Source organism: Ferrimicrobium sp., from assembly GCA_022690815.1.
GTDB lineage: Bacteria > Actinomycetota > Acidimicrobiia > Acidimicrobiales > Acidimicrobiaceae > Ferrimicrobium.
On record JALCZJ010000026.1, the window covers coordinates 15,401 to 37,417 of the forward strand.

The following is a 22,017-nucleotide window of genomic DNA, read 5'->3' on the forward strand; positions in this document are numbered from 1 at the left end:
TACGGTAGTACCTATGAACTCTCTCCCGACAACCGAGATCACGCGCGACCTCGCTGGGATCGTTGGCGCTACCAATGTCATCGCAGACGAGATCCCCGAGGTCTACACCCATGACGAGGCCATCGATGTCAAACCGGTCATACCCCAGGCCCTCGTCTTCGTCACCGCTACCGATCAGGTGCAAGAACTCATCCGCTATGCCCAGCGTCATGCACTACCGATCGTGGCTCGAGGCTCGGGCACCGGATTATCCGGAGGCGCACAACCACTATCAAATGGTATCGTCGTCAGCTTCGAACGCATGAATCAGATCCTCGAGATCAACACCGGCGACCAGACCGCGAGAGTTGAGTCTGGCGTCACCCTGGCCCAACTCGAAGAGGCCCTGGCCCCGACGCCATACTTCTACCCGGTCTACCCCGGCGAGATGTCATCATCACTCGGAGGCAATGTCGCCACCAACGCTGGCGGAATGCGCGCAATCAAATACGGTGTGACCCGCCACAATGTCTTGGGGCTCGAATTCGTCACCGGTGCCGGCGTCACGCTCAGATCAGGGGGGTCATACGTCAAGACCAGTTCCGGGTACGATCTCACCCAGCTCATCACGGGTTCCGAGGGTACCCTCGCGCTCGTGACGCAAGTACTCGTGCGCCTCAGCCCCCGCCCTCGTCATCGCAGTCTCCTCCTTGCAGGCTTTTCGGACTTTCCTGCGATCGCTGACGCTGTCGTCGCGATCGCTGACCGGGGTCTGACGCCGAGCATCCTGGAGTACGTCGAGGCCGCCAGTCTTCGAGCGATGACCCGGCACGTCGGTGTCAACCTTGGCGTGAGCGACGAGGAGCTCGCCCACTCCACAGCCTTCTTGATGGTAGAACTCGAGACCATGGACGTCGACGACCTCGAGCGGAACATCGGCGAACTCGCCGGCGTGATTGGGGAGCATCAATCAACCAACCAGTACCTCCTCGACGAACGACAACGTCGAGATCTCATCGCGGCCCGAGAATCAGCCTTCTGGACGGTCAAACAACTTGGAGCCAACGCAGTCCTCGACACCGTCGTCCCCCGCTCCAAACTCGCAGAGCTCTTCGCTGGAGTCGCCCAACTTGGGGTAGAGCATGACACCATGGTCGCTGGCACGGGACATGTTGGGGATGGCAATGTCCATCTCTCTGTGTTCCAAGCCGATCCAGCTGCTTGTCACAACATCACAGCGGCAATCATCAACCTCGCAGAGCGCCTTGGTGGCGCCGTCTCCGGTGAACATGGCATTGGCGTTGCCAAGCGGTTCTTCCTGCTTGACGCCTTGAGCTCAGAGCAACTTGAACTCTACCGATCGCTCAAAAGCGTCTTCGATCCAGCGAATATTCTTAATCCGGGGAAGCTGCTATGACGATCGGAGCACAGCTGATTCTGGCGGGCCTCGCTGATGCTGGTGTCAACACCATCTTCACCAACCCCGGAACCACAGAGATCTATTTTGTCGCCGCCCTTGCCCATCAGTCGACACCCCGTGCGGTTCTCACCCTCGCTGAGGGGGCCGCGGCGGGGGCCGCCGACGGCTACGCCAGAATCAGCGGTGAGCCCTCAGTGATCCTCCTGCACCTTGGGCCGGGTCTCGCGAATGCGATCGCCTCTTTACACAATGCCAAGCGAGCCCACTCCCCTATCGTCGTTATTGTCGGAGACCACAGCAGCGGTGTCGCACCGCTTGACCCGCCCCTTGCCACGGACATCGATGGATTAGCACAGACCTTCTCCAAGGCGGTCCTTCACGCCACCCGATCACACTCGCTACGCCACCTCGCGGCCCAAGCCGTCGCCCTCGCCACCGAGGGGACACCTGGAATAGTGACGCTCGTCGTGAGCAGTGATGTCTCTTGGACCGAATTCGATGAACCATCACCTCAAGCGATCGCCGCCAGCACCGTCGAGGACTTCGACGCCACGGCACTTGCACGAGCGAGTGCGGCGCTAAGCGAACCAGAGGGCACCACCGTCTTGGTTGGCGGCACGCTGTTGCACCAACGCGCCGCGACGGTCTTGGCCAAGCTCTGCGCCTATGAAAACCTGCAGGTACTCACCAACACGTTCCCCGCACGCATCGACCGCGGCAAACGATCGCCCACCATCGAGCGGCTACCCTACCTCCCCGAGATGGCGATCGCCACGCTCCAATCGACGCAGCGCCTGGTGATCATCGGAGGAACAGATCCGGTGCCATTCTTCGGGTACCCCCACCTGCCCGACCGGCTTGTACCCGACGGCTGTGAAATCATCCCTGTCACCACCAACCCCAACGCCGCAATAGCTGGGGCCGAGCGCCTCCTGGCGCAAATGGCGCCAGCCGTCCCTGGGAACCGCCAAGGCACCCCAACCGTTCCCTCAGCCGACGTCGGCACCGAACCGCTCTCACCAGCCAACTTTGCGACCATCGTAGGGGCGCTGTTAGTTCCCGACGCTATCGTGGTGGATGAGAGCAACACGATTGGCCTACAGCTTGACCAGGCCACCACCAACGCGCCCCAACACACCTGGCTCCCTGCACTCACCGGAGGCGCCATCGGACATGGCATCCCTCTCGCGATCGGCGCAGCCATGGCGGCGCCAAGTCGCAGGGTGCTCGCCCTGATCGCCGACGGATCATCGCTCTATACCCCTCAGGCACTCTGGACCCAGGCCGCAGAGAATCTCGACGTCATCACCATCGTGCTCGTCAACCGAGCCTATGGCATTCTCAACTTCGAGCTCGAACGCCTCGGACCCGCTGCATCTACGGATCGATCGCGCCAGCTCCTGTCACTCGCCCAACCCCCGATCGATCACGCAAAGCTCGCCGAAAGCTTCAGCGTTCCATCGACCTCCGCCACGACGACAACCGAGCTACACCAAGCACTCACAGCCGCTTTTTCCCGTCGCGGTCCGTCTCAGATCGTCGCCCACTTTGAGGTATAGCCCAAACCCGAGCCCTGGGCATCGGATCTTGGTGCGATACATCGCATCAGGTCCCCTCAAGCGATCCCCACGACCACTACACCCCACGCGAGTTTCGCGCAGCGCCGTCGCGTCTAGGACGATCGGTGAGCGATGCGGGCATCGCCGCCCAGCATCGCCACACCAAATCGGGCATCACCCAAAGTACTCCTGACGAAGATCGCGTTTGAGCAGCTTGCCGGCGGCATTGCGGGGCAACGGTTCATGGCGCAACTTGACGACATCGGGCACCTTGAAGTTCGCGATACGCCCGCGCAGAAACCCCAAGAGCTCATCGACATCGACCACGTCTTCGGAACGAACGACGACTGCCGCAGCGACCCGTTCTCCCAGCACCTCATCAGGGTATCCAAAGACCGCAACATCTTCGACACCTGGATATTCGAAAATCGCAGCCTCAACCTCGACGGTTGCGACGTTTTCTCCTCCACGGATGATGAGATCCTTCAAACGATCGACAATATATATGTATCCATCGGCGTCGATCATGGCGATATCCCCAGTACGGAACCAGCCATCCATAAAGACCGCACTCGTCTCTGACGGCTTGTGCCAATAGCCAGCGAAGATCGTTGCGCCACGGGCAAGCAGCTCGCCTGGCTCGCCATCGGCGACCTCATCACCAAATGGATCCACCACTTTAATCTCGGCCACGGGGACAGGAGGACCGGCCGAGGTGGGACGTTCCTGATAGTGCGTGCCATTATTAAAAGTCAACAAACCAGCCGTCTCGGTGAGACCGTACCCATTGCCCGGAACGATCAACGAAGACGCACGACCGATCTCACGTACGAGCTCTGGCGCCGATGACGCACCGCCATAGCTCACGACCTTGACCGAAGAGAGGTCAAATCGCTCACGCTCTGGATGGCGCAGAATCTGGTGCGCGACCGTCGGCACCCCACCAAACGATGTCACCCGCTCCCGTTCGATAAGCCCTAACGCCTCCAACGGGTCAAAGCGACGCGTGAGGATAAATTTCGCTCCGGTCGCCGTGCCGGGCATCAACACGGCAACACAACCGGTGACATGAAAGAGTGGAATGCTCACGAGGTTGATAGCCTGCTCGTCATTGGCTCCAACCTGGTGACCAGCCCGCAACATGGTTCTGGCCCCAAGATAGAGGGCGTTGAACAGTGCCTGAATCAAATTCTCGTGCGTCAAAATCACACCCTTGGGTCGTCCAGTCGTCCCAGAGGTGTAGAAGATGGCTGCTGGAGCATCACCCTCTCGTTGGGTCGGCTGTCGTTCGAGAGACGCAGCTTGTGCAATGCGCTCGTGGAGCGAAACCGCCTGACCCCGCGCCTCACCCCGACTCCATAGTGGAACCGCCACCAAATCACTGAGCATCCCCGCTCGCTCGTCATCGACGATTGCGAGTCGTGCCTCAGAGTCACTCAGACCGTACGCGAGTTCGTCGGCCGACCACCACGCATTGAGTGGAACGGCCACCATCCCGGCAGCGGTGATGGCATAGAAGGCGTAGACCCATTCAGGGAAGTTTCTCATCGCGATCGCTACCCGATCACCAGCGTTGAGACCTGCGGCATCAAGAGCACCCATAAGGCCTACGACTTGGGCCTTGGCTTGGGCATAGGTGACTCGCTCATCCTCAAAAACGAGATACTCCCGTGCACTAAACTGATCAAACAGTCCAAGCGCCGCGGCCATCGAGGTGGGTGCGTTGCGATACCGCGTAGCACCGCTTGGTGTCGTCTCTAGTTCAAAGAGGGCTCCGGTGTCAACCAGCGACTGCTCGTACGCATCAAGCTCATACTTTCCCATAGACGCTATCGTAGCTCAACACGTGCACCTACGATGGTCATCATCGGCTGGGTCGTCATCGGGCTGTTTGGCTACCTCCTCGATGGCACGTGCAAGGATCGACCCGAGGGGGTGATCTGGTCGCTGCTGGACTCCGATGATGAAGTCCTCAGGGAAGCTCCAGCGTTGTAGCGCACGTACTGTGATCGCAAGCGCAGTTTCGCCGTAGTGCTCTCGCTCAAATTCCGCGCAATCCTCGGGCGTCATGCATTGAGTGGCGGCAAAACCAACTGGATCCTGCTGGGCGATGAGCATGCTACCAAGATTGACAACCAGTCCAGCGGCCACCGCCACCAGCGGGTCGAGGCCTTCCTGCTCGGCGATTGCACCCGCTCGGGTCGCAATCGCCTGTGCCGCAACGTTGAGCTCTTGCGGGTATCGACCGCCACGGCGCCCCAGCTCGGCCAGTGCAATGGCGCGCAAGCCCAATGACCCAACGACCGCGCAGGCGAACTGCAACGACTCCACCACGCCAGCGAGGCCATAGTAGCGGGAGTTGGCCACGCGCATCACTTCAGTCGCAAGCGCGCTATCACGCGTTAGGAGATCGGCAATCTCATGAAAGCCAATCGATTCATCACCAACGGCCGCCATCACCTCGGCGACGAGACTACCATTGGCGACTCCTGAAGGCTCAATTTCAATGGTTCGCGTCACGACGCCCTCATCTTTTTACGGTCATACATCGCGCGGTCGGCCTTGCGGATAACCTCACTCGCGCTGTCGTTTGCCTCGATGGCGGCGACTCCAACCGAGGTATTGACGCTGAGCAGTGCAGAACCAACCGCGATCGCATCCGAAATCATCGTGGCGAGCATCTGCTCAAGTTCCTCAACCGGACGAGGATCATCGTCGATGAGCACCACGAACTCATCTCCGGCAAAACGATAGGCCGCAAGTCCAGAGGCTTCAAGCCGTCGTGCTACCTCGATCAAAACTCGATCTCCGGCGAGGTGTCCCAAGGTGTCATTGATGATCTTAAAGTTATCGATGTCACAGAACCCGATCATCGACGTGCCCAGCTCGCCGGAGGCGAGCTTGACGAGACGGTCAGCGATGTCACCCTCAAGCTTGCGTCGATTGGCGAGCCCGGTGAGCACATCGTGGTCGATCTCGAAGGTCAACCGCGCCTCGTACTCTACCTGTTCAGTGACGTCTTGGACGGTACCGATAAAGGAGACGCTAGCATCCCGTGAAGTGACCGGAATCAGCGAAATATCCAGGGTGCGTTGGTGAAGTTCGGTGACCGTGATGGTGAGCGTGGTCCTCACTGGTACCCCGGTAAGCGCCGTGAGTGCCAGTCCCCGCAGGAGCCCACGGTCGTCCGTATTGAACAACTCGAGCCAGCTCATACCCAAGAGATCACTCGGAATCACCCCAAAAATCGCGGCCAGGGCTGTATTGACATAACCAAGCCGAAGGCCGTTCTCTGAGATCAAGATGCCGATCGGAAGGTTGTCAGCTAACGCCTGTAGCTTGCGAAAATAGTCAGCACTCTTGTGGTCCTCATAGTCGGCCATGGCAAACTCGAGCATCCACGTTGCTGGCGACACCAGCGTCGTGGTGATGACAACGTCGAGTAGGTAGCCGGTCGCATGGCGTAACGCCACCTCGGTTGAGCTTCGACGAATACGGTCAAGATCGAGACCACCGGCGATCGGAAGATTGGATCCGACGAGATCCTCGGGTGCGATCGCCAAAAGATCAGACAGCGCAGCATTGGCCCACAGCACACGATCATCCTCAATGAGGGCGAGGGGCTTTTGCAGTATCTCGAGATACCGAACCAATGAAGCATCCATACGCGATACATCGGCACACAAATCAGGGAATTGAGATGGATTTACCCAGGTGCAACGTCCTCGATCGCCCTCGGCCAAGGGCCAGGACGCTTCGCAAGGACCTTGCCTCACCAATCGACGCGTACTTGTGCCCTCTTGCTGAACCCTGAGAACACGCGCGAAGCAGATCCCGCTCTACCTCCTCATAACTGTTCAGATGCGGTTCCCGGCTTTTTGGACCTATTGGTTTTGGTTGCGACTCGTGCCTCTTGTGATCGTCCTCAAAGCCCCATGTGACCAGATTCATGTCGCTCTGGGTGGCAGCGTCCCATGGCGCATCTTGTGGTACGATAGCGACTCAAAGACGCTCTCAGGCCATCGCACTAGCGCTCAGGCTATCGCAGTAGCGCTCACGCCGCCAACCCAACGCGCCGGTCGCTGGCCGCCCAACAGTCGCTAAAGGCGCAGTCCGAGTGCCACCGAAGAGAATGCAAACACTAATGCGAGCACGATGGTAATTCGATCGAGGTTTTGTTCGGCGACCGACGACCCCGCGGCCGTGGACCCAACACCGCCACCCATAAGGTCGGAAAGCCCTCCGCCTTTGCCCGAGTGCAGCAATACGAACACCAACATACCAAGGGCCGAAGCCACCTCAAATACAACCAAAATCGCCGTTAACACAGCACCTCCAACTGATCATGCGCTACTGGATCATGCCCCATTTGAACACGTCCTACCTGATCAGGGCCGCTTTGACCCCGACGCGCCCACATCTTTGACTGAATGCTCATGAAGCAACCGATGTCTCTTGTCAAATGACCGACTCGCTCGTAGGCTACTTGATTGCTCAATCGACTCATTACACGTTTGCCTAGTTTGATTTTCCTGGTTCACAGGCCATGCTTTCGCTCGTTGGGCCAACTCACGCGCTCTTAACTAAGAGTGCAAAACTATCCGCATCCAGGCTAGCACCTCCGACCAAAAGCCCATCGATGTCTTCAATCGCCATCAGAGCTTGTGCATTACCCGCCGCCACCGATCCACCATATTGAATTCTCATGTTTGTCGCGATTTCGCTACCAACTCTCGCTTCGACAAGTGCGCGAATCGCGCGAGCAATCTCCCCCACGACCTCTGGTGCAGCAGCCTCACCAGCGCCGATGGCCCAGATTGGCTCGTATGCCAGGACCAGAGCACCAAGCGCATTGATGGGATAGCTCTCAAGTACCGGCATCAGCTGTGCGGCGAGCACCGCCTCAGTGTCGCCATCAGAACGCTCCTCGGCCGACTCTCCAATACAGACAATGGGACGCATGCCGGCTTGGTGAACCGCCAACGCCTTACGAGCCACGAGTTCAGAAGTCTCCGCGAAGAGGCGACGCCGTTCCGAATGTCCGACGATCACGTAGCCAACCCCGAGCTTGGCGAGCATGGATGCCGATATCTCGCCCGTGTAGGCACCCGAGGGCTCATCAGAGACGTTTTGAGCCCCAAGCGTAAATGGCATACGATCAGCTTCAAATGAGAGTTGCAACGAGCGCAATGCCGTAAAAGGCGGATGAAGGCTGATTTCGGCATACCGAAAGTCCTCCGGACGCATGAGATGATGGAGCTTCTGGACGAGGGCAATGGCCTCCAGATGGTTGAGATTCATCTTCCAGTTACCCGAGATCAGCCGCACACGATGCGTGATCGGGTCGGGGCTTGCAACGAAGTCCTCGTATTTGCGACTCACTAGGGCTCCCTCGAGTGTCGCAGCACAGCGAGTCCAACGAGATCTCCGTGTTCGAGATACTCCAGTGTTGCCCCCCCGCCCGTTGAGAGGTGTGAAACGGTATCGGCAAGACCCGCCTGGTGGAGTGCCGCCACCGAGTCACCTCCGCCAACGACGCTGTAGGCCTCAGAGCGACCGATCGCAGCGGCCACCTGATCCGTTCCTTGTCGAAAGCGAGGATCCTCAAACACACCCATCGGACCGTTCCAAAGGATCGATTGGGCCTTCGCAAGGATCTCTCCAAACCGGTCAACCGTGCCAGGACCGATGTCCAGACCCCGATAGCCAGCGGGGACGCCGAGTCCAAACCGTTGGGGTTCGCTCGCACCACCGTCGGGGCCGAAGCTCTCAGTTGTGGCAATTCCCATCACATCGATCGGCAAGACGACCTTGCCGGTGGCCAAGAGATGTCGACACTGGTCGATCATGCCCACCTCGACCAGTGAATCACCGACCTCAAGCCCCGCGGCTGCCAGAAAGGTAAAGCACATCCCACCTCCGACCATGAGGGTGTCAACGCGCTCAGCGAGCGCGTTGAGCAGACCGAGCTTATCCGAGACCTTCGCCCCCCCGAGTAGCGCTACATAGGGGCGAACCGGCGATTCAAGCAGCAGCGTGAGGCTCTTCACCTCCTGCAGGAGCGTCTGCCCGCCCGCCGATGGCAACAGTGGCGGTATCCCAACGATGGAGGCGTGTCGGCGATGCGATACCCCAAAGGCGTCATTGACGTAGGCATCAAAGCCCGTGGCTAACTCAGCAGCGAACCCGGGATCATTCGCTTCCTCTCTGGGGTCGAAACGAAGGTTTTCGAGCACCTCGACCTCCGGGAAATGCTGTGCCAATACCGCGCGAACCGGATCAAGGTTTAACGCTGGGTCAACCCCCTTGGGTCGACCGAGGTGTGAACACACGACGACTTGAGCGCCAGCCTCGCAGAGTCTCGCGATGGTGGGGAGCGCAGCATCAATACGAAACGAATCCACCACAACCCGTGTCCCGTCGGGTTGTTGGCGCAACGGGACATTTAAGTCCGCCCGCAACAGCACCCGCGACGAGGGATGAAGGTCGAGGTCGTCAATACTGGGTAAAGCCGACTGGGTCACAGGCTGCCAATCCTCTGGCCGACCAGCATGACGAGATCGACCAGACGAGAGGAGTAGCCCCACTCGTTGTCGTACCAACCAAAAGCCTTGACCAGACTGGTGCCATTGCCTAGATCCAAGACATTGGTTAGCAACGAGTCAAAGGTGCAAGACGCCGACGAACCCACGATGTCAGTCGAGACCAATGGCTCTTCAGAGTAGACCAACACCTTGGCCAGAGGACCGTTCGAGGCCGCCTGGCGAAAAGCAGCGTTCACCTGATCGGCGTCGACAGTGGCGCGAACGACGACGGTCACGTCGGTCAACGAACCATCAACCACCGGCACCCGAATGGCAACGCCATCGAGGCGCCCTTGCATGGCGGGAATGACCAGCGATGTCGCCTTGGCAGCCCCGGTAGAGGTTGGGACGATATTGACCGCCGCGGCCCGGGCTCGTCGGAGATCCTTATGCGGGAGATCGAGCAGGTTTTGATCGTTGGTGTAGGCGTGTACGGTCGTCATCAGTCCCTGATTGATGCCGAAGGCGTCATCAAGGACCTTGATCATCGGCACAAAGCAGTTGGTGGTACAAGAGGCATTCGAGATAATCACATGCCGGGTGGCGTCGAGGTCCTGATCGTTGACACCCACGACAAAAGTCCCATCGACATTGGTCGCGGGAGCCGAAATCACGACTCGCTTCGCTCCTGCCCCAAGATGTGCCTTCGCTCGCTCGCCATCGGTAAAGATTCCCGTCGACTCCACGACACAGTCAACCCCGAGCTCGCTCCAGGGTAGCGCCGCGGGGTCGCGCTCGCTCAACACTCGCATGCGCTGGTTGGCGGCGACAAGGTCATCGCCGTCGATACGAACCTCACCTGGGAAACGACCCTGCGTTGAATCTCGCTCCAGAAGGTGAGCGTTCACGCTCGGAGAGGTCAGATCATTGATGGCCACGATCTCGACAGGAACGCCACCAGCAACCACTGCACGCACGAAACTACGTCCGATGCGCCCAAAACCATTAATTGCCACTCGATATGCCATGAGGCCCCCTTATCTTCCTTCGGGTAACTCTAGAGTCCTCCCGGGCTACCACCTCCGGGAGTCGCCTCGCCGCTCAGATCTCGCAGCTGCGCTTCCACCCGTTCCACTGCAAGACAACCACGACGAGTCGACGCACAAGAGGTACGCGTCACTCTAGCACCACCCCGACACCAACGACTTCATAATCCTTGCGACTTCATCATGGTTGCAGAGCCTTGCCGCCCCCAATCACACGACCCAAGGCTCCAGCAAGCAAGTGTGGCGTATGGACTATGCCATTCTCACTGAGTTTGGATCCGACAAGACGGATCGACTCCACCATCGATGCAACCGGCCTGGGAGAGTCTTCGGCGTGCACAAGCACAACATCTGGCACGACACCATGAGCCGTGAGTGCCCTAATAGTGTGCTCAAGGTCATAACCTCGAGTCTCTGCCTCCTGGGGGGCGAGGTTAGCCACAAAGACGACCAATGCCTGCGTCTCGTTGATCGCCTGTGCGATACCTGGGGCAAGGGCGGTGGCCAGAACGCTGGTATAGAGCGAACCTGGACCAAGGAGCACCACATCAGCCTCGATGACGGCCTCGATGACGGCCGGCAATGGATCGACATCAGGCAGCACCCAAACACGCTCGACCGCGGGTGACCAGTGGACCGCTAGCTGACCGATGAGCGGCTCGCCCGTGATCGTCTGGCCCTGGAGCACAAGCGGCGCGTTACTCGCGGGCAGCACACGGGTGGTGAGGCCCCCCAACGCTGCTAACTCATCAAGCGCCAAATCCAGTGCGCCGGTCTTTTCCAAGAGTCCAAAGAGAATCAGATTCCCAAGAGCGTGTCCAGCAAGCTCTCCAGTCTTAAACCGGTACTCCAGGAGTTGCGCCAACTTCGATTCAGTTCCCAGCAGATTCGAAATCGTGAGTCGGGCATCACCAAGAGCTGGGCAACCCTGCCAAAACTCGCGCAACCTTCCACTCGAGCCTCCGTTGTCAGCCACCCCGACGATGGCAGTAACCTCGTCGGCGACCTCATGGGCCGCCAACAGGGACGCCACCAGACCGTGACCCCCTCCTAGTGCCACGGCACGCATCACTCAGCGCGCTCCAGGTCTCGATGGGAAACCTTCACCTCAAAGCCTGCTTGAGTGATCCGTCGAGCAAGGACTTCGGCAATCACCACCGAGCGATGCCTGCCACCGGTGCAGCCGACGGTGACGTTAAGGTACGACTTACCCTCGGAGACGAATCGAGGAAGCAAAAACTCGATGAAAGGCCAGAGATGCGCCAGAAATGGACTCGTATCGGGCTGTGCGAGTACAAACTCGCGAACTTCAGCCTCGAGTCCAGACTTTGCCCGCAGGTGCGAGTACCAATACGGATTAGGTAGGAACCGGGCGTCAAAGACGAGATCGGCGTCGAGCGGGATGCCATACTTGTAGCCGAACGACGTCACCTGCACCTGGAGACGTTGGCGCAGCGCCGTGGGGTCGATGAGCTCGAGGGTTCGTGCCCTGAGTTCATGAACACTGAGCTGTGATGTCTCGACGATCACATCAGCGAGATCGCGCACACGCTCGAGGGCGACGCGCTCGAGGGCGATCGCCGGAGCCAGGCCATCAGCAACGATCGGATGGCGTCGTTTGGTGCCTTCAAACCGGGAGATCAACACGTCGTCACGGGCCTCCAAAAAGATGGTCTGCACGTCGATCGGTGCAGCCTTGAGCTCATCGATCAGCTCGACAAGCTGACCAAAGTCATTGTTCGACGGGTAGCCCAGGATGAGCGCGAGCTTGCCGATACTCCCCTGCGTCCCAAGCTCGACAACCTTTGAGATGAGCGAGAGTGGCAGGTTGTCGATGACGAACCAACCAGCATCCTCTAGGGCAGCACCGACGGTGGAGCGGCCGGCCCCAGACATCCCAGCGACGACGACGAGCTCACTCATCGACGACGCTCAAAGTGCAGAGCGAGCAGGCGGGGGTAGGACTGTACCTGCTGATATTCGTCGGCTCTGGCGACAAAACCAGGAGGAGGTGCGGGTTCGTCCATCTGGGCCAAGATGAGACCGTGAGCGATCGCGCGATTGAGATATTCGGAGAGCGGTCGGTGCACAAAGGGCACAAAAACGTTCGCGTCAACCTCCTCCATCTGAATATCCTCCTGCAGGTACGGCCCAAGGCGCCAGTACTGCTCGCCGAGATCGATATCATCGATAAAACCCGAACCGGGCGTCTGAAGGATCGGATGGTTCAACAAGAGAAGGAAGCGGCCCCCGTCGGCCAGCACCCGTGCCACCTCGGTCAAGACCTCATCGAGTTCGACGACGTGCTCAAGCACCAGACAGATCAGCACCGCATCGAAGCTACCGGTTACAAACGGTAGCGCCGCACCGGCCGCGAGCACACCTCGTGAGCCACGGCTACGTGCCGTCACGAGTTGACTATGTGAGCTGTCGAGCACCACCACATCCGCCCCATCGCCAGCAAGCACCCTGGCCAACTGCCCCTCTCCGCCGCCGACGTCGAGCACGCGTCTCGCACCACGCAGTCCGTCACGGACGAGCGGTTTGATCTGCTCCTCGTACTCGGCATCACTGCCTTCGGTGAAGCCAGCCTGCCACCAAGGGGCGTTCGTCTCCCAGGAGTCTCGTAAAATGATAGGCCATTCAGGTAGGGCACGAAACTGTTCTAGATCCACCGTTACTCCTCGCCAGCCTTCGCGGTTCCGCCATAAACCTTAGTCAGCTGCTCTAGGAGTTGGGTGGCCACCGACTCGGGGACTATCTTCGTACCGACGAGCTCCTCCTTCGAGGCCTGGGCAATCTCAAACACCGAGCCGTAATGGGCCAGCAGCTTTGAGCGACGTTTGGGGCCAAGCCCCGGAATCTGATCTAATACCGACTGCTCGGCGGTGATCGTCCGGCGCCGTCGGTGGTAAGTAATCGCAAAGCGATGTGACTCGTCCCGTAGGGTCTGCAAGAGGTACAACGCCTGAGAGCCGCGAGGAAGTCGCAACGGCTCAGCCAATCCAGGCCGATATACCTCCTCAAAACTCTTTGCCAACGACGCGAGCTCGATGGTTGAGCTGAGCGCAAGCTCTTCGAGCACACGCACCCCTACGGAGAGTTGACCGGCACCACCATCGAGAAGAATCAGGTTCGGACGATAGGCGAATCGACGACCCCGATCGAGCGCCTGTCCCTCCTCAGCGAGAAGGCGACCGAGCCGACGACGCAGGACCTCCTCCATCGCCTGAAAGTCGTCATTCTTCGGGATCGAGACGCTGAAATGGCGATAGTCGCGATGCTTCATCAGCCCATCCTCCATCACCACCATCGAACCAACGTAGTTCGTCCCTTGGAGATGACTCATGTCGTAGCACTCAATCCGCAGCGGCGACTCGGATAGCGAAAGTTGCCTCGCGAGCTCGACAAGCGCCTCGGCACGGGCGTTGTGGTCGGTGGCCCGTCGAAGCCGGTTGCGCCGAAACTCTTGGCGTGCGTTCTCGTTGGCTGTCGCAACAAGTGCTCGCGGACGCCCCCGTTGCCCGACACTGACCTGTACCCTACGCCCTGCCAATTCGCTCAGGAGCGTCTCCAATCGCTCACGATCACTGACCGGCGACGGCAAAATAATGCGTGCCGGGTAATCGAAGGCTTTTTCGGCGTAGTAGAGCTCGAGTACCCGGGCCAACATCTCCTCACCAGTGATGTCTTCCACGAGGTCGGCGATGACCCCGTTGGTACCCACGACGCGCCCACCACGCACCCGGAGCGCCTGCAAACTGACCTCGAGTTCATCAGCACAGACTCCAAAGACATCCATATCGCTGTCGTTGCCAATGACCATCTCCTGACGCTCGAGCACACTTTGGATAGCCGACAGCTGATCGCGATACCGCGCCGCCTGTTCGAACTCGAGCTCCTTGGCCGCCTCCCGCATCTTGGCGTCGATGATACGAGCAAGTTCGGTCCCCTGCCCTCCGAGAAACTGCGACACCCGGTCAACCATCTCGCGATAATCCTCATGCGACACCGAACCGATGCAAGGACCAACGCAACGCCCAATGTGGTAGTAGAGGCAGGGGCGACCTTCCCTGGTATGGCGAGCCAACTTGGACCCGGAACAGCTCCGCAGCGGCAACGCTCGCAGCAGGAGTTCGAGGGTCTCCCGGGCCGCACCAGCGTTGACATAGGGTCCGTAGTAGCGCACCTTGGGGCGGCGCGCCCCGCGAACGAGCATCGCCCGGGGCCACTCTTCATTCATCGTCACCGCGATCATCGGGTAGCTCTTATCGTCGCGCAGGCGAATGTTGTAGCGCGGGCGATGCTCCTTGATCAGCGAATACTCGAGCATGAACGCCTCGGCATCGCTAGCGACCGTAATCCAGGTCACCGACTCGGCAACCGCCATCATCGCCCGCGTCTTGCCAGAAAGCGTCTCCGGTGGCGCAAAATAACTTGACACCCGAGCACGCAAGGATTTGGCTTTACCGACGTAGATAACCCTGCCTTCGGCGTCACGAAACTGATACGATCCAGGCTGGTCCGGTATCGATGACTTCCGAGGCCGCTCAATCACGGCGAAGGAGCGGGGCAAGGAACTGCCCAGTGTAACTTACCGTCGAGCGTGCCACCTCCTCGGGCGTTCCCACAACCAGGACCTGACCACCACGATCACCACCATCAGGGCCCAGATCGATGAGATGATCCGCTGTCTTGATCACGTCGAGATTGTGCTCGATGACGACCACAGTGTTACCCTGATCGACCAACGAGTGAAGGACAATCAGGAGCTTGCGCACATCTTCGAAGTGCAAACCCGTGGTCGGCTCATCCAGGATATACAGGGTCTTGCCAGTCTGTCTCCGGGCCAACTCACTGGCCAACTTGACCCGTTGGGCCTCGCCACCCGACAGGGTGGTAGCCGGCTGACCCAGTCGAACGTAGCCGAGCCCGACCTCGTCCAACGTGATAAGGTGTCGAAGGATCGAAGGTTGGCGGGCAAAGAACTGGCGGGCCTGTTCGATCGGCATATCGAGCACATCAGCGATCGACTGTTCGCGGTAGGTAATCTCCAAGGTCTCACGATTAAAGCGAGCGCCATGGCAGGCCTCACAGGTGACAAACACATCCGGGAGGAAGTTCATCTCAATGCGGTTAGTCCCCTCGCCGCTACAGGCCTCGCATCGCCCTCCCTTGACATTGAACGAGAAGCGGCCTGGCTTATAGCCACGTGCTCGGGCCTCGGGCATCTCGGCGAAGAGCTTACGGATATGGTCAAACATCCCCGTATAGGTGGCAGGATTCGAACGAGGCGTCCGGCCGATTGGAGACTGATCGATGTCGATCACCTTATCGATCAGCTCGAGGCCAGTGATGCCCTTATGTCGCCCTGGTATGTCACGGGATCGGTTGACTTGGGATCTAGCTGCCTTGAACAGGATCTCATTGACCAGCGACGATTTTCCAGATCCAGCGACACCAGTGACACAGGTCAAGACGCCGATCGGAAACGCCACATCTACGTCCTTGAGGTTGTTTTCACTCGCACCCAACACCGTGATCGCACCCCGTTCGGCCACTCTTCGATGCGTGGGAACCTCCACTCGACGCTTGCCAGATAGATAGGCACCAGTCAGCGACGTCTTGGACTTCAGCAAGTTCTTGACCGAACCGGCAAAGACGACCTCACCGCCGTGTTCACCTGCCCCAGGACCAATATCGACGACGTGGTCAGCAGCACGAATGGTATCCTCGTCATGCTCGACGACCAGGACGGTATTCCCCTGGTCACGGAGTTTGACGAGGGTGTCGATCAGGCGATGATTGTCGCGCTGGTGAAGACCGATCGATGGCTCATCAAGGACATAGAGGACACCGGCCAACCCACTCCCGATCTGGGATGCAAGTCGGATCCGCTGTGCCTCACCGCCCGAAAGGGTGGCAGCGCTACGAGCCAAGGTGAGATAATCGAGCCCGACGTCGACCAAGAATCGCAGCCGCGCCGAAATCTCCTTAAGGATTTGGGCCGCAATTTGGCGCTCGCGGCTATCGAGATCGAATGCTCCAACGCGCTCCAACGCATCCCCGATCGGAAGTGCGACAAAGCGATCGATCGAGATATCGTCAATGGTCACTGCTCGGGCCTCGGGCTTGAGACGCGTTCCGCCACAGCCTTCGCAGGGCACCTGGCGCATATAGGACTCAATGATCGCCCGAGCGGTCTCGCTCTCCACCTCCGCGTGCCGACGCTTCAAGAAATTGACTGCTCCCTCGTAGGTGAAGCTGTAAGAGCGCTCACGACCTCGGCGATCGACGTATTCGTGGGTAACCTTATCCTCGATACCGTAGAGGATTATCCTGCGCTGGGCATCGTCGAGTGAGCCAACCGGCTTGGTCAACGGGATCTGATACTCCTTGGCCACCCGTTCGAGCATGTGCTCCAAGTAATCGGCCCGTAATGCACCAAACGGGGCGACGGCACCCTGCAAGAGCGACCGAGAGGGATCAGGCAACACCAATTCCTCATCGACTTCAAAGCGCATCCCGAGACCTGAACAGACAGGGCAGGCACCAAACGGGGAGTTGAATGAGAAGTTTCGAGGTTCGAGACGACCAAGAGATATTCCACAGACCACGCACGCTAGCTCCTCGGAGTAACGCTCGACTCGGACTACCTTGCGATCGTCGTCTACTTCGAGCACGTCAACTCGTCCTTTGGTGAGTGCCAGCGCCGTCTCGGTAGATTCGACAAGTCGTCGCACATCGGAGACATCGACGCGCAGGCGATCCACGATGACCGAGATCGAGTGGGCTTCATAACGCTCAAGGGCAACCGATTTGCGATCGCTTAGCTCTACCAGCACGTCGTCGATCATGACGCGAGCAAAACCCTGCTTGGTCAGATCATCCAGCAGAGCCTGGTACTCACCTTTACGCTGTTGCACCACCGGGGCGGCGATCATCACCCGACGATCGCCAAAATGCGCGAGGACAAGATCAACGATCTCTTGGGGCGTCTGCTGAGCGACGATGCGACCACACTGTGGGCAGTGTGGTCGACCGATTCGGGCAAAGAGCAGGCGGAGATAGTCGTAGATCTCGGTAACCGTCGCCACAGTGGATCGCGGATTATGCGAGGCCGTCTTCTGATCGATCGAAATCGCAGGTGAGAGACCGTCGATAAAATCGACATCTGGCTTCTCCATCAGGCCGAGAAACTGACGTGCATACGACGACAATGACTCAACATAGCGCCGTTGACCTTCAGCGAAGATGGTATCAAAAGCGAGCGAACTTTTACCGGAGCCCGACAGACCCGTCAACACCACTAGTCGATCCCGCGGTATATCTAGCGAGATGTTCTTGAGATTGTGCTCCCTGGCACCCTGGATGCGCAGTACCTCAGGCATTGCTTCTACCCTAACGGGCGCTGAGCGCGCGGGTTACCACGTCGAACTTGGACTCAATCTCGGCGATCTCAGCGTCAACCTCCGAATCTGCGACAATGCCAGCCCCCGCTGTCAACGCCAAACGACCATCGACCAGCGCTGCTCCTCGAATCGCCAAGTACACCTCGCCATCCCCAAATGGGTCGGTGATGCCAACGACGCCACCATAACGCCCACGGAACGGCTCCAGTTCACGCAACATCTCAAACGCAGTTGTCCTCGGCACACCCGAGACGGCCGCCGTGGGGGCAATCGCACGCACAACACCATCGAGCGTTCCACCTGGCAGGAGTTGCCCACGCATTGGAGTCGCCAGATGAATCAGACGACCGGCATCAAAGAGCACCGGACTCTTTGGCATGTCGATCTCCTTGACAAAGCACTGCAGGTCGTCCCGGAGTTGCTCAACCATCAGTCGATGCTCGTGCAAGTCCTTTAAGGAATTCAAGAGCGCCACCTGCCCACCGCGCAACGCGGTGCCGGCCAAAGGTCGTAAGGAGAGCAGACTGCCAGACTTGGCTACCACCAACTCTGGCGACGCTCCAAAAAACCCATCGGCATAGTAGATGTGGCTCGCAGGATAGGCCTTCTTGAGCCGTGAGAGCGCCCCACCAATCGTGAAGGACTCCGTCACCTCGTGACGAGCTTGACCACTCACCACGAGCTTCGTAAGCTGCCCCTGTGCAATCGCGAGCTTGGCCAACTCAATGCGGGTAGCTGTCGCCTCGACACCATGAACGCGTTCGCCTGTAAGCAGCGGTCCGCTTCGACTTGAGGCGACCTCACCCGCAAGTCGTAAGATCCCCAGCCCCCCGCTAGCTCCTTGTTGGACTTCGTAGACATCCACCTCCAGACGGTCACGGCCAGCGACCAGCACAACTGGATAGGTACGCGATTGTAGCGAATCCACTACCTCAAAGCCACTGGAGAGAAAGCACGGTCCGACCGAGGGTCGCTCGACGCTCGGCACACAATCCACTGCTTGACCAATGCCGAGATAGATACTCCCGCCGGCCTCAACAAGCTGAAACGGGATGTCTCGTGCGTCGAGCGCGGTGATGAGTCCAAACAGGCGGCCTGCCTCAAAGGAGCCAACCATAGTAAGTCCAGCCAGAAACCTCACGCCACTCCTCGTCTGGCAACCAACAGTTGCGCGGCACCGAGACCGACACCAATCCGATGGAGGCCCATAAATCCAGCTTGCGCAAAAAGTTTCTCAAACTGCTGATCGGTTGGCAGATAGGCAACCGACTGCGGAAGATATCGATACGCGCTCCGATCGGAGGAGACCAGCCCCCCGATGAGTGGTACTAAGGAACCAAAGTACCAACCGTGGGTTGTTCGAACCAGAGAACTCTTCGGCATGGCCACTTCAAGAATTCCGACGACACCACCTGGCTTGAGTATGCGCGCGATCTCGCTGAGTACCGCCGCGAAATCTGCAAAGTTGCGTACTGCAAACCCTGAGCTGACCGCGTCAAAGGTGGCGTCACCGAACGGCAGCGCTTCACCAACGCCCTGAACCAACGGCGCGACCGGCTTGGCTTTGCGCAACATCTGGTACGACAGGTCGAGCCCGTAGACCCGCAACCCCTGCTTAGACCAGGCTTTAAGAAAGTCTCCAGTACCACAAGCGAGATCAAGCACGGTACCATCTGAGCTTACCGCCATCTCACGTACGAGCCGAGCACGCCATCCTTGGTCGAGTCCGAAGGTCATCAGTCGATTGACCAAATCGTAGGTCCCGGCGATCCGATCGAACATGTCGCGGACGTAGGGCTGTTTAGCTCCCTCGCTAGGGAGTACGCTATCGCTGTGCATCATCTTGATGATTCAACCAACTACCACGACGAACGATTCCGGGCCGCATCTGGCCTCGTCAAGGCTGCCCCACAATGTCGGCACTTGGGATAGGCACGCGAGGTCGGGCGTTCACACGACGCACACAGGTAGGGGTGCATCTGGCCATTAGCGACCTTTCGGATCACTGAGACCACCATCCCACCAATAGCCACGACAAACATCCCTTCGAGGATGTCGCGTGGGATATGAGCAACAACGAAGGCCAGCACTATCGCACACGCACTCTTGACAACATCATCACCTTCGGCCCTTTTGCATCACACGCACCAGGCCAGTCTAGTAGCGCACAGCCAAGAAGACGGGGGCAGTAAGCTCAGAAGCTCTGGGCTATGGATTCATCCGCAAGGATCCAAAAATGAGTGCCAATGGATGTAAGCCGGTCTACCGGCTACTTGACAAAGTGGGCACCATTCTCTGGGTAGCTATAACTGGTGGGCCCCCTGTAATCAAAAGTCCCGCCTTACTTGCGCCCGCTACAGCGCCATAGCACCGTCCCGACGACGAAGTCCCGGTCGTTCCCCACTTAGGACGCTCCATTCCTCCTGCCATTCATCGGAAACGCTGGGGTATTGAACAACTGGGAAGCGTTCGGATCGATAATCGGTTGGACCGGCGAGCTCGTCGCCGTATCCTCGTGCACAGTAGCCAGCGAGCTCGGAACCATCTCGGCCCGGACCCTTGGCAAAGCCTCCGGATATCGCTCTTGGAGATAGGTGATCATCTTCTCGCGAAGCTCACACTCCAGATTCCACGACCGTGAGCTATCCGGTGAACTCATCACGAAGCGAATCTGCATCGTCGAAACTCCTAACTGCGTGACCTGACAGCGAGCCACATTTCCGTCCCAGTCAGGAGAAGATGCCAGAATGGCCAGATATTGTTCCCTGATGGCAGCCACCGGCGCGGTGTAGTCGACCTCAATATGAACGATGCCGAGGATATCGGCGGTCGTCTTCGTCCAGTTCTCGAAGGGATTGGTTATGAAATAGGAAATCGGCAACACCAGCCGTCGAAGATCCCAGACTCTCACAACGACATAGGTCAGCGAGATCTCTTCGATCCGCCCCCAGTGACCCTCGATCACTACCACATCATCGAGCCGAATTGGTTGAGACAGCGCTATCTGAATGCCAGCGATAACGTTGGAAGCCACAGGCTTCGAGGCGATTCCCGCAATGATGGAGATGATGCCGGCTGACGCAAGCACACCGGCCCCGGCCAGACGTACCGATGGGAACGAAAACAAAACGACCGCGAGTGCGATGAGCACAATCACCACCACGATGATGCGCCGAAAGACCCGGATTTGGGTCTGGAGCCGCCGGGCCTTCAGATTATCAGCGGCGTCGATGTGATAGTAGTACAACACCGCATCCTCGATCGCCTCGACTAGGCGCGCAAGTCCCCAAGCAGCGACCACAACCAACAGAATGGAGATCGCATGGCGGATATCGACCTCGGCCGTAACCGAGATCTTTACATAGTGCAACGATGCCAGCATCAACAACAAGGGTACGATCGACCTGGTAGGGCCACGCAGTCTTCGTAGCGCCGCTGTTCGCACCGAGTTTGGATGGCGGGCGTTGATCCATCGCGTAGCTCGGATAATTACAAAGGCAATCCCGATTCCGATCACAAGCGCGATCACCAGTGCCGGGAGTGCATGAAAGTATTGTTGAAACAGGTCTGTCAACCTCGTCTAGCCTCCTCGCTTACGCCGGTTCCCCCCAACAGTGTAGAGCCTGCGCACAGGTCCACCAGAAAGGTTGCACCCAAGCGATCGGGATCGGTTTGTCTGTTCGAGAATGTTGGATCGGGGCAACCGCCGCGACGACGAGGGAGCGCATCGCAACACCCCTCCCAGAGAGACAGCCCAGCTGATCCGAAGCGGCCACGTGTTAGCCGCAAGACACCATCACCACTACCACAAAAGCTGGCAACTCAATCACTTCACGCCGACTTCGCCAGGGAGCCCCCCAGGCGATCATGAGATTCTCGTTCAGTCATTTCAGCCGACCCCTTGTAAAAGCAGACCAGCCTCCCCGGTTGGCATCCCGGGTATTTGCTCATCACAAATCCACCATGCGTCTAGCGATCGTAGCCGCTCCAAAAGACATCTACATTTACCTGCACCTCTTGTGTTGTCGCTCTCCAGCCGCCTGTGAGTGTTCTGCCCTCTCCACAGGGACAGAACGA

General features: G+C 58.8%; 17 protein-coding genes. 2 read left to right on the forward strand and 15 right to left on the reverse strand.

Annotated elements, in window-relative coordinates; genetic code table 11:
- Positions 1 to 13: 13 nt before the first annotated feature.
- Positions 14 to 1,396, forward strand: coding sequence for an FAD-binding protein (locus tag MP439_08470; protein MCI2976094.1), 1,383 nt, complete (start codon positions 14 to 16; stop codon positions 1,394 to 1,396).
- A complete protein-coding gene (locus tag MP439_08475; protein MCI2976095.1) occupies positions 1,393 to 2,958 on the forward strand; it encodes an acetolactate synthase large subunit in 1,566 nt (521 codons plus the stop codon). The genes MP439_08470 and MP439_08475 overlap by 4 nt, the downstream gene beginning before the upstream one ends.
- Before the next feature lie 174 nt (positions 2,959 to 3,132).
- On the opposite strand, the gene MP439_08480 is transcribed toward MP439_08475, so the two are convergent.
- The 15 genes from MP439_08480 to MP439_08550 all read right to left on the reverse strand — a co-directional run bounded on the left by MP439_08480 (position 3,133) and on the right by MP439_08550 (position 21,514).
- Positions 3,133 to 4,782 carry an acyl--CoA ligase gene (locus MP439_08480; protein MCI2976096.1) on the reverse strand — a complete coding sequence of 550 codons (1,650 nt, stop codon included), beginning with the start codon at positions 4,780 to 4,782 and terminating at the stop codon, positions 3,133 to 3,135.
- Between the two features lie 15 nt (positions 4,783 to 4,797).
- Positions 4,798 to 5,478 carry an HDOD domain-containing protein gene (locus tag MP439_08485; protein MCI2976097.1) on the reverse strand — a complete coding sequence of 227 codons (681 nt, stop codon included), beginning with the start codon at positions 5,476 to 5,478 and terminating at the stop codon, positions 4,798 to 4,800.
- Positions 5,475 to 6,623 carry a sensor domain-containing diguanylate cyclase gene (locus tag MP439_08490; protein ID MCI2976098.1) on the reverse strand — a complete coding sequence of 383 codons (1,149 nt, stop codon included), beginning with the start codon at positions 6,621 to 6,623 and terminating at the stop codon, positions 5,475 to 5,477. Before MP439_08490 ends, MP439_08485 begins: the two co-directional genes overlap by 4 nt.
- 435 nt (positions 6,624 to 7,058) lie before the next feature.
- A complete protein-coding gene (secG, locus tag MP439_08495; GenBank protein ID MCI2976099.1) occupies positions 7,059 to 7,286 on the reverse strand; it encodes a preprotein translocase subunit SecG in 228 nt (75 codons plus the stop codon).
- A 241-nt stretch (positions 7,287 to 7,527) separates the two neighbouring features.
- Complete coding sequence (tpiA, locus tag MP439_08500) at positions 7,528 to 8,340, reverse strand: triose-phosphate isomerase (protein MCI2976100.1); 813 nt, start codon at positions 8,338 to 8,340, stop codon at positions 7,528 to 7,530.
- Positions 8,340 to 9,482: a phosphoglycerate kinase gene (locus tag MP439_08505; GenBank protein MCI2976101.1), complete on the reverse strand. Its 1,143-nt coding sequence runs from the start codon at positions 9,480 to 9,482 to the stop codon at positions 8,340 to 8,342. The genes tpiA and MP439_08505 overlap by 1 nt, the downstream gene beginning before the upstream one ends.
- Positions 9,479 to 10,510: a type I glyceraldehyde-3-phosphate dehydrogenase gene (gap, locus tag MP439_08510; GenBank protein MCI2976102.1), complete on the reverse strand. Its 1,032-nt coding sequence runs from the start codon at positions 10,508 to 10,510 to the stop codon at positions 9,479 to 9,481. The genes MP439_08505 and gap overlap by 4 nt, the downstream gene beginning before the upstream one ends.
- Positions 10,511 to 10,709: 199 nt before the next feature.
- Entirely contained in the window at positions 10,710 to 11,588 is an 879-nt protein-coding gene (yvcK, locus tag MP439_08515) for a uridine diphosphate-N-acetylglucosamine-binding protein YvcK (protein MCI2976103.1), read from the reverse strand.
- A gap of 8 nt (positions 11,589 to 11,596) precedes the next feature.
- A complete protein-coding gene (gene rapZ, locus MP439_08520) occupies positions 11,597 to 12,451 on the reverse strand; it encodes an RNase adapter RapZ (protein ID MCI2976104.1) in 855 nt (284 codons plus the stop codon).
- The gene (locus tag MP439_08525; GenBank protein ID MCI2976105.1) at positions 12,448 to 13,203 is read right to left on the reverse strand and encodes a methyltransferase domain-containing protein; all 756 of its coding nucleotides are present in this window, start codon (positions 13,201 to 13,203) and stop codon (positions 12,448 to 12,450) included. Before MP439_08525 ends, rapZ begins: the two co-directional genes overlap by 4 nt.
- A 2-nt stretch (positions 13,204 to 13,205) precedes the next feature.
- On the reverse strand, positions 13,206 to 15,104 hold the full coding sequence (gene uvrC, locus MP439_08530; protein ID MCI2976106.1) for an excinuclease ABC subunit UvrC: 1,899 nt from the start codon (positions 15,102 to 15,104) through the stop codon (positions 13,206 to 13,208).
- Positions 15,079 to 17,919: an excinuclease ABC subunit UvrA gene (gene uvrA / locus MP439_08535; GenBank protein MCI2976107.1), complete on the reverse strand. Its 2,841-nt coding sequence runs from the start codon at positions 17,917 to 17,919 to the stop codon at positions 15,079 to 15,081. The genes uvrC and uvrA overlap by 26 nt, the downstream gene beginning before the upstream one ends.
- 10 nt (positions 17,920 to 17,929) lie before the next feature.
- Complete coding sequence (locus MP439_08540) at positions 17,930 to 19,081, reverse strand: chorismate-binding protein (protein ID MCI2976108.1); 1,152 nt, start codon at positions 19,079 to 19,081, stop codon at positions 17,930 to 17,932.
- Positions 19,078 to 19,782 carry a ubiquinone/menaquinone biosynthesis methyltransferase gene (locus MP439_08545; GenBank protein ID MCI2976109.1) on the reverse strand — a complete coding sequence of 235 codons (705 nt, stop codon included), beginning with the start codon at positions 19,780 to 19,782 and terminating at the stop codon, positions 19,078 to 19,080. The genes MP439_08540 and MP439_08545 overlap by 4 nt, the downstream gene beginning before the upstream one ends.
- Positions 19,783 to 20,344: 562 nt before the next feature.
- Positions 20,345 to 21,514: a mechanosensitive ion channel family protein gene (locus MP439_08550; protein MCI2976110.1), complete on the reverse strand. Its 1,170-nt coding sequence runs from the start codon at positions 21,512 to 21,514 to the stop codon at positions 20,345 to 20,347.
- Between the last annotated feature and the right edge of the window lie 503 nt (positions 21,515 to 22,017).

Bases quoted from the DNA above. Each gene is read 5' to 3' on its own strand.
- rapZ (MCI2976104.1), bottom strand. From the start codon at position 12,451: ATGAGTGAGCTCGTCGTCGTCGCTGGGATGTCTGGGGCCGGCCGCTCC.
- uvrA (MCI2976107.1), bottom strand. From the start codon at position 17,919: ATGCCTGAGGTACTGCGCATCCAGGGTGCCAGGGAGCACAATCTCAAG.
- MP439_08490 (MCI2976098.1), bottom strand. From the start codon at position 6,623: ATGGATGCTTCATTGGTTCGGTATCTCGAGATACTGCAAAAGCCCCTC.
- MP439_08480 (MCI2976096.1), bottom strand. From the start codon at position 4,782: ATGGGAAAGTATGAGCTTGATGCGTACGAGCAGTCGCTGGTTGACACC.
- MP439_08470 (MCI2976094.1), top strand. From the start codon at position 14: ATGAACTCTCTCCCGACAACCGAGATCACGCGCGACCTCGCTGGGATC.
- gap (MCI2976102.1), bottom strand. From the start codon at position 10,510: ATGGCATATCGAGTGGCAATTAATGGTTTTGGGCGCATCGGACGTAGT.
- MP439_08475 (MCI2976095.1), top strand. From the start codon at position 1,393: ATGACGATCGGAGCACAGCTGATTCTGGCGGGCCTCGCTGATGCTGGT.
- MP439_08545 (MCI2976109.1), bottom strand. From the start codon at position 19,782: ATGATGCACAGCGATAGCGTACTCCCTAGCGAGGGAGCTAAACAGCCC.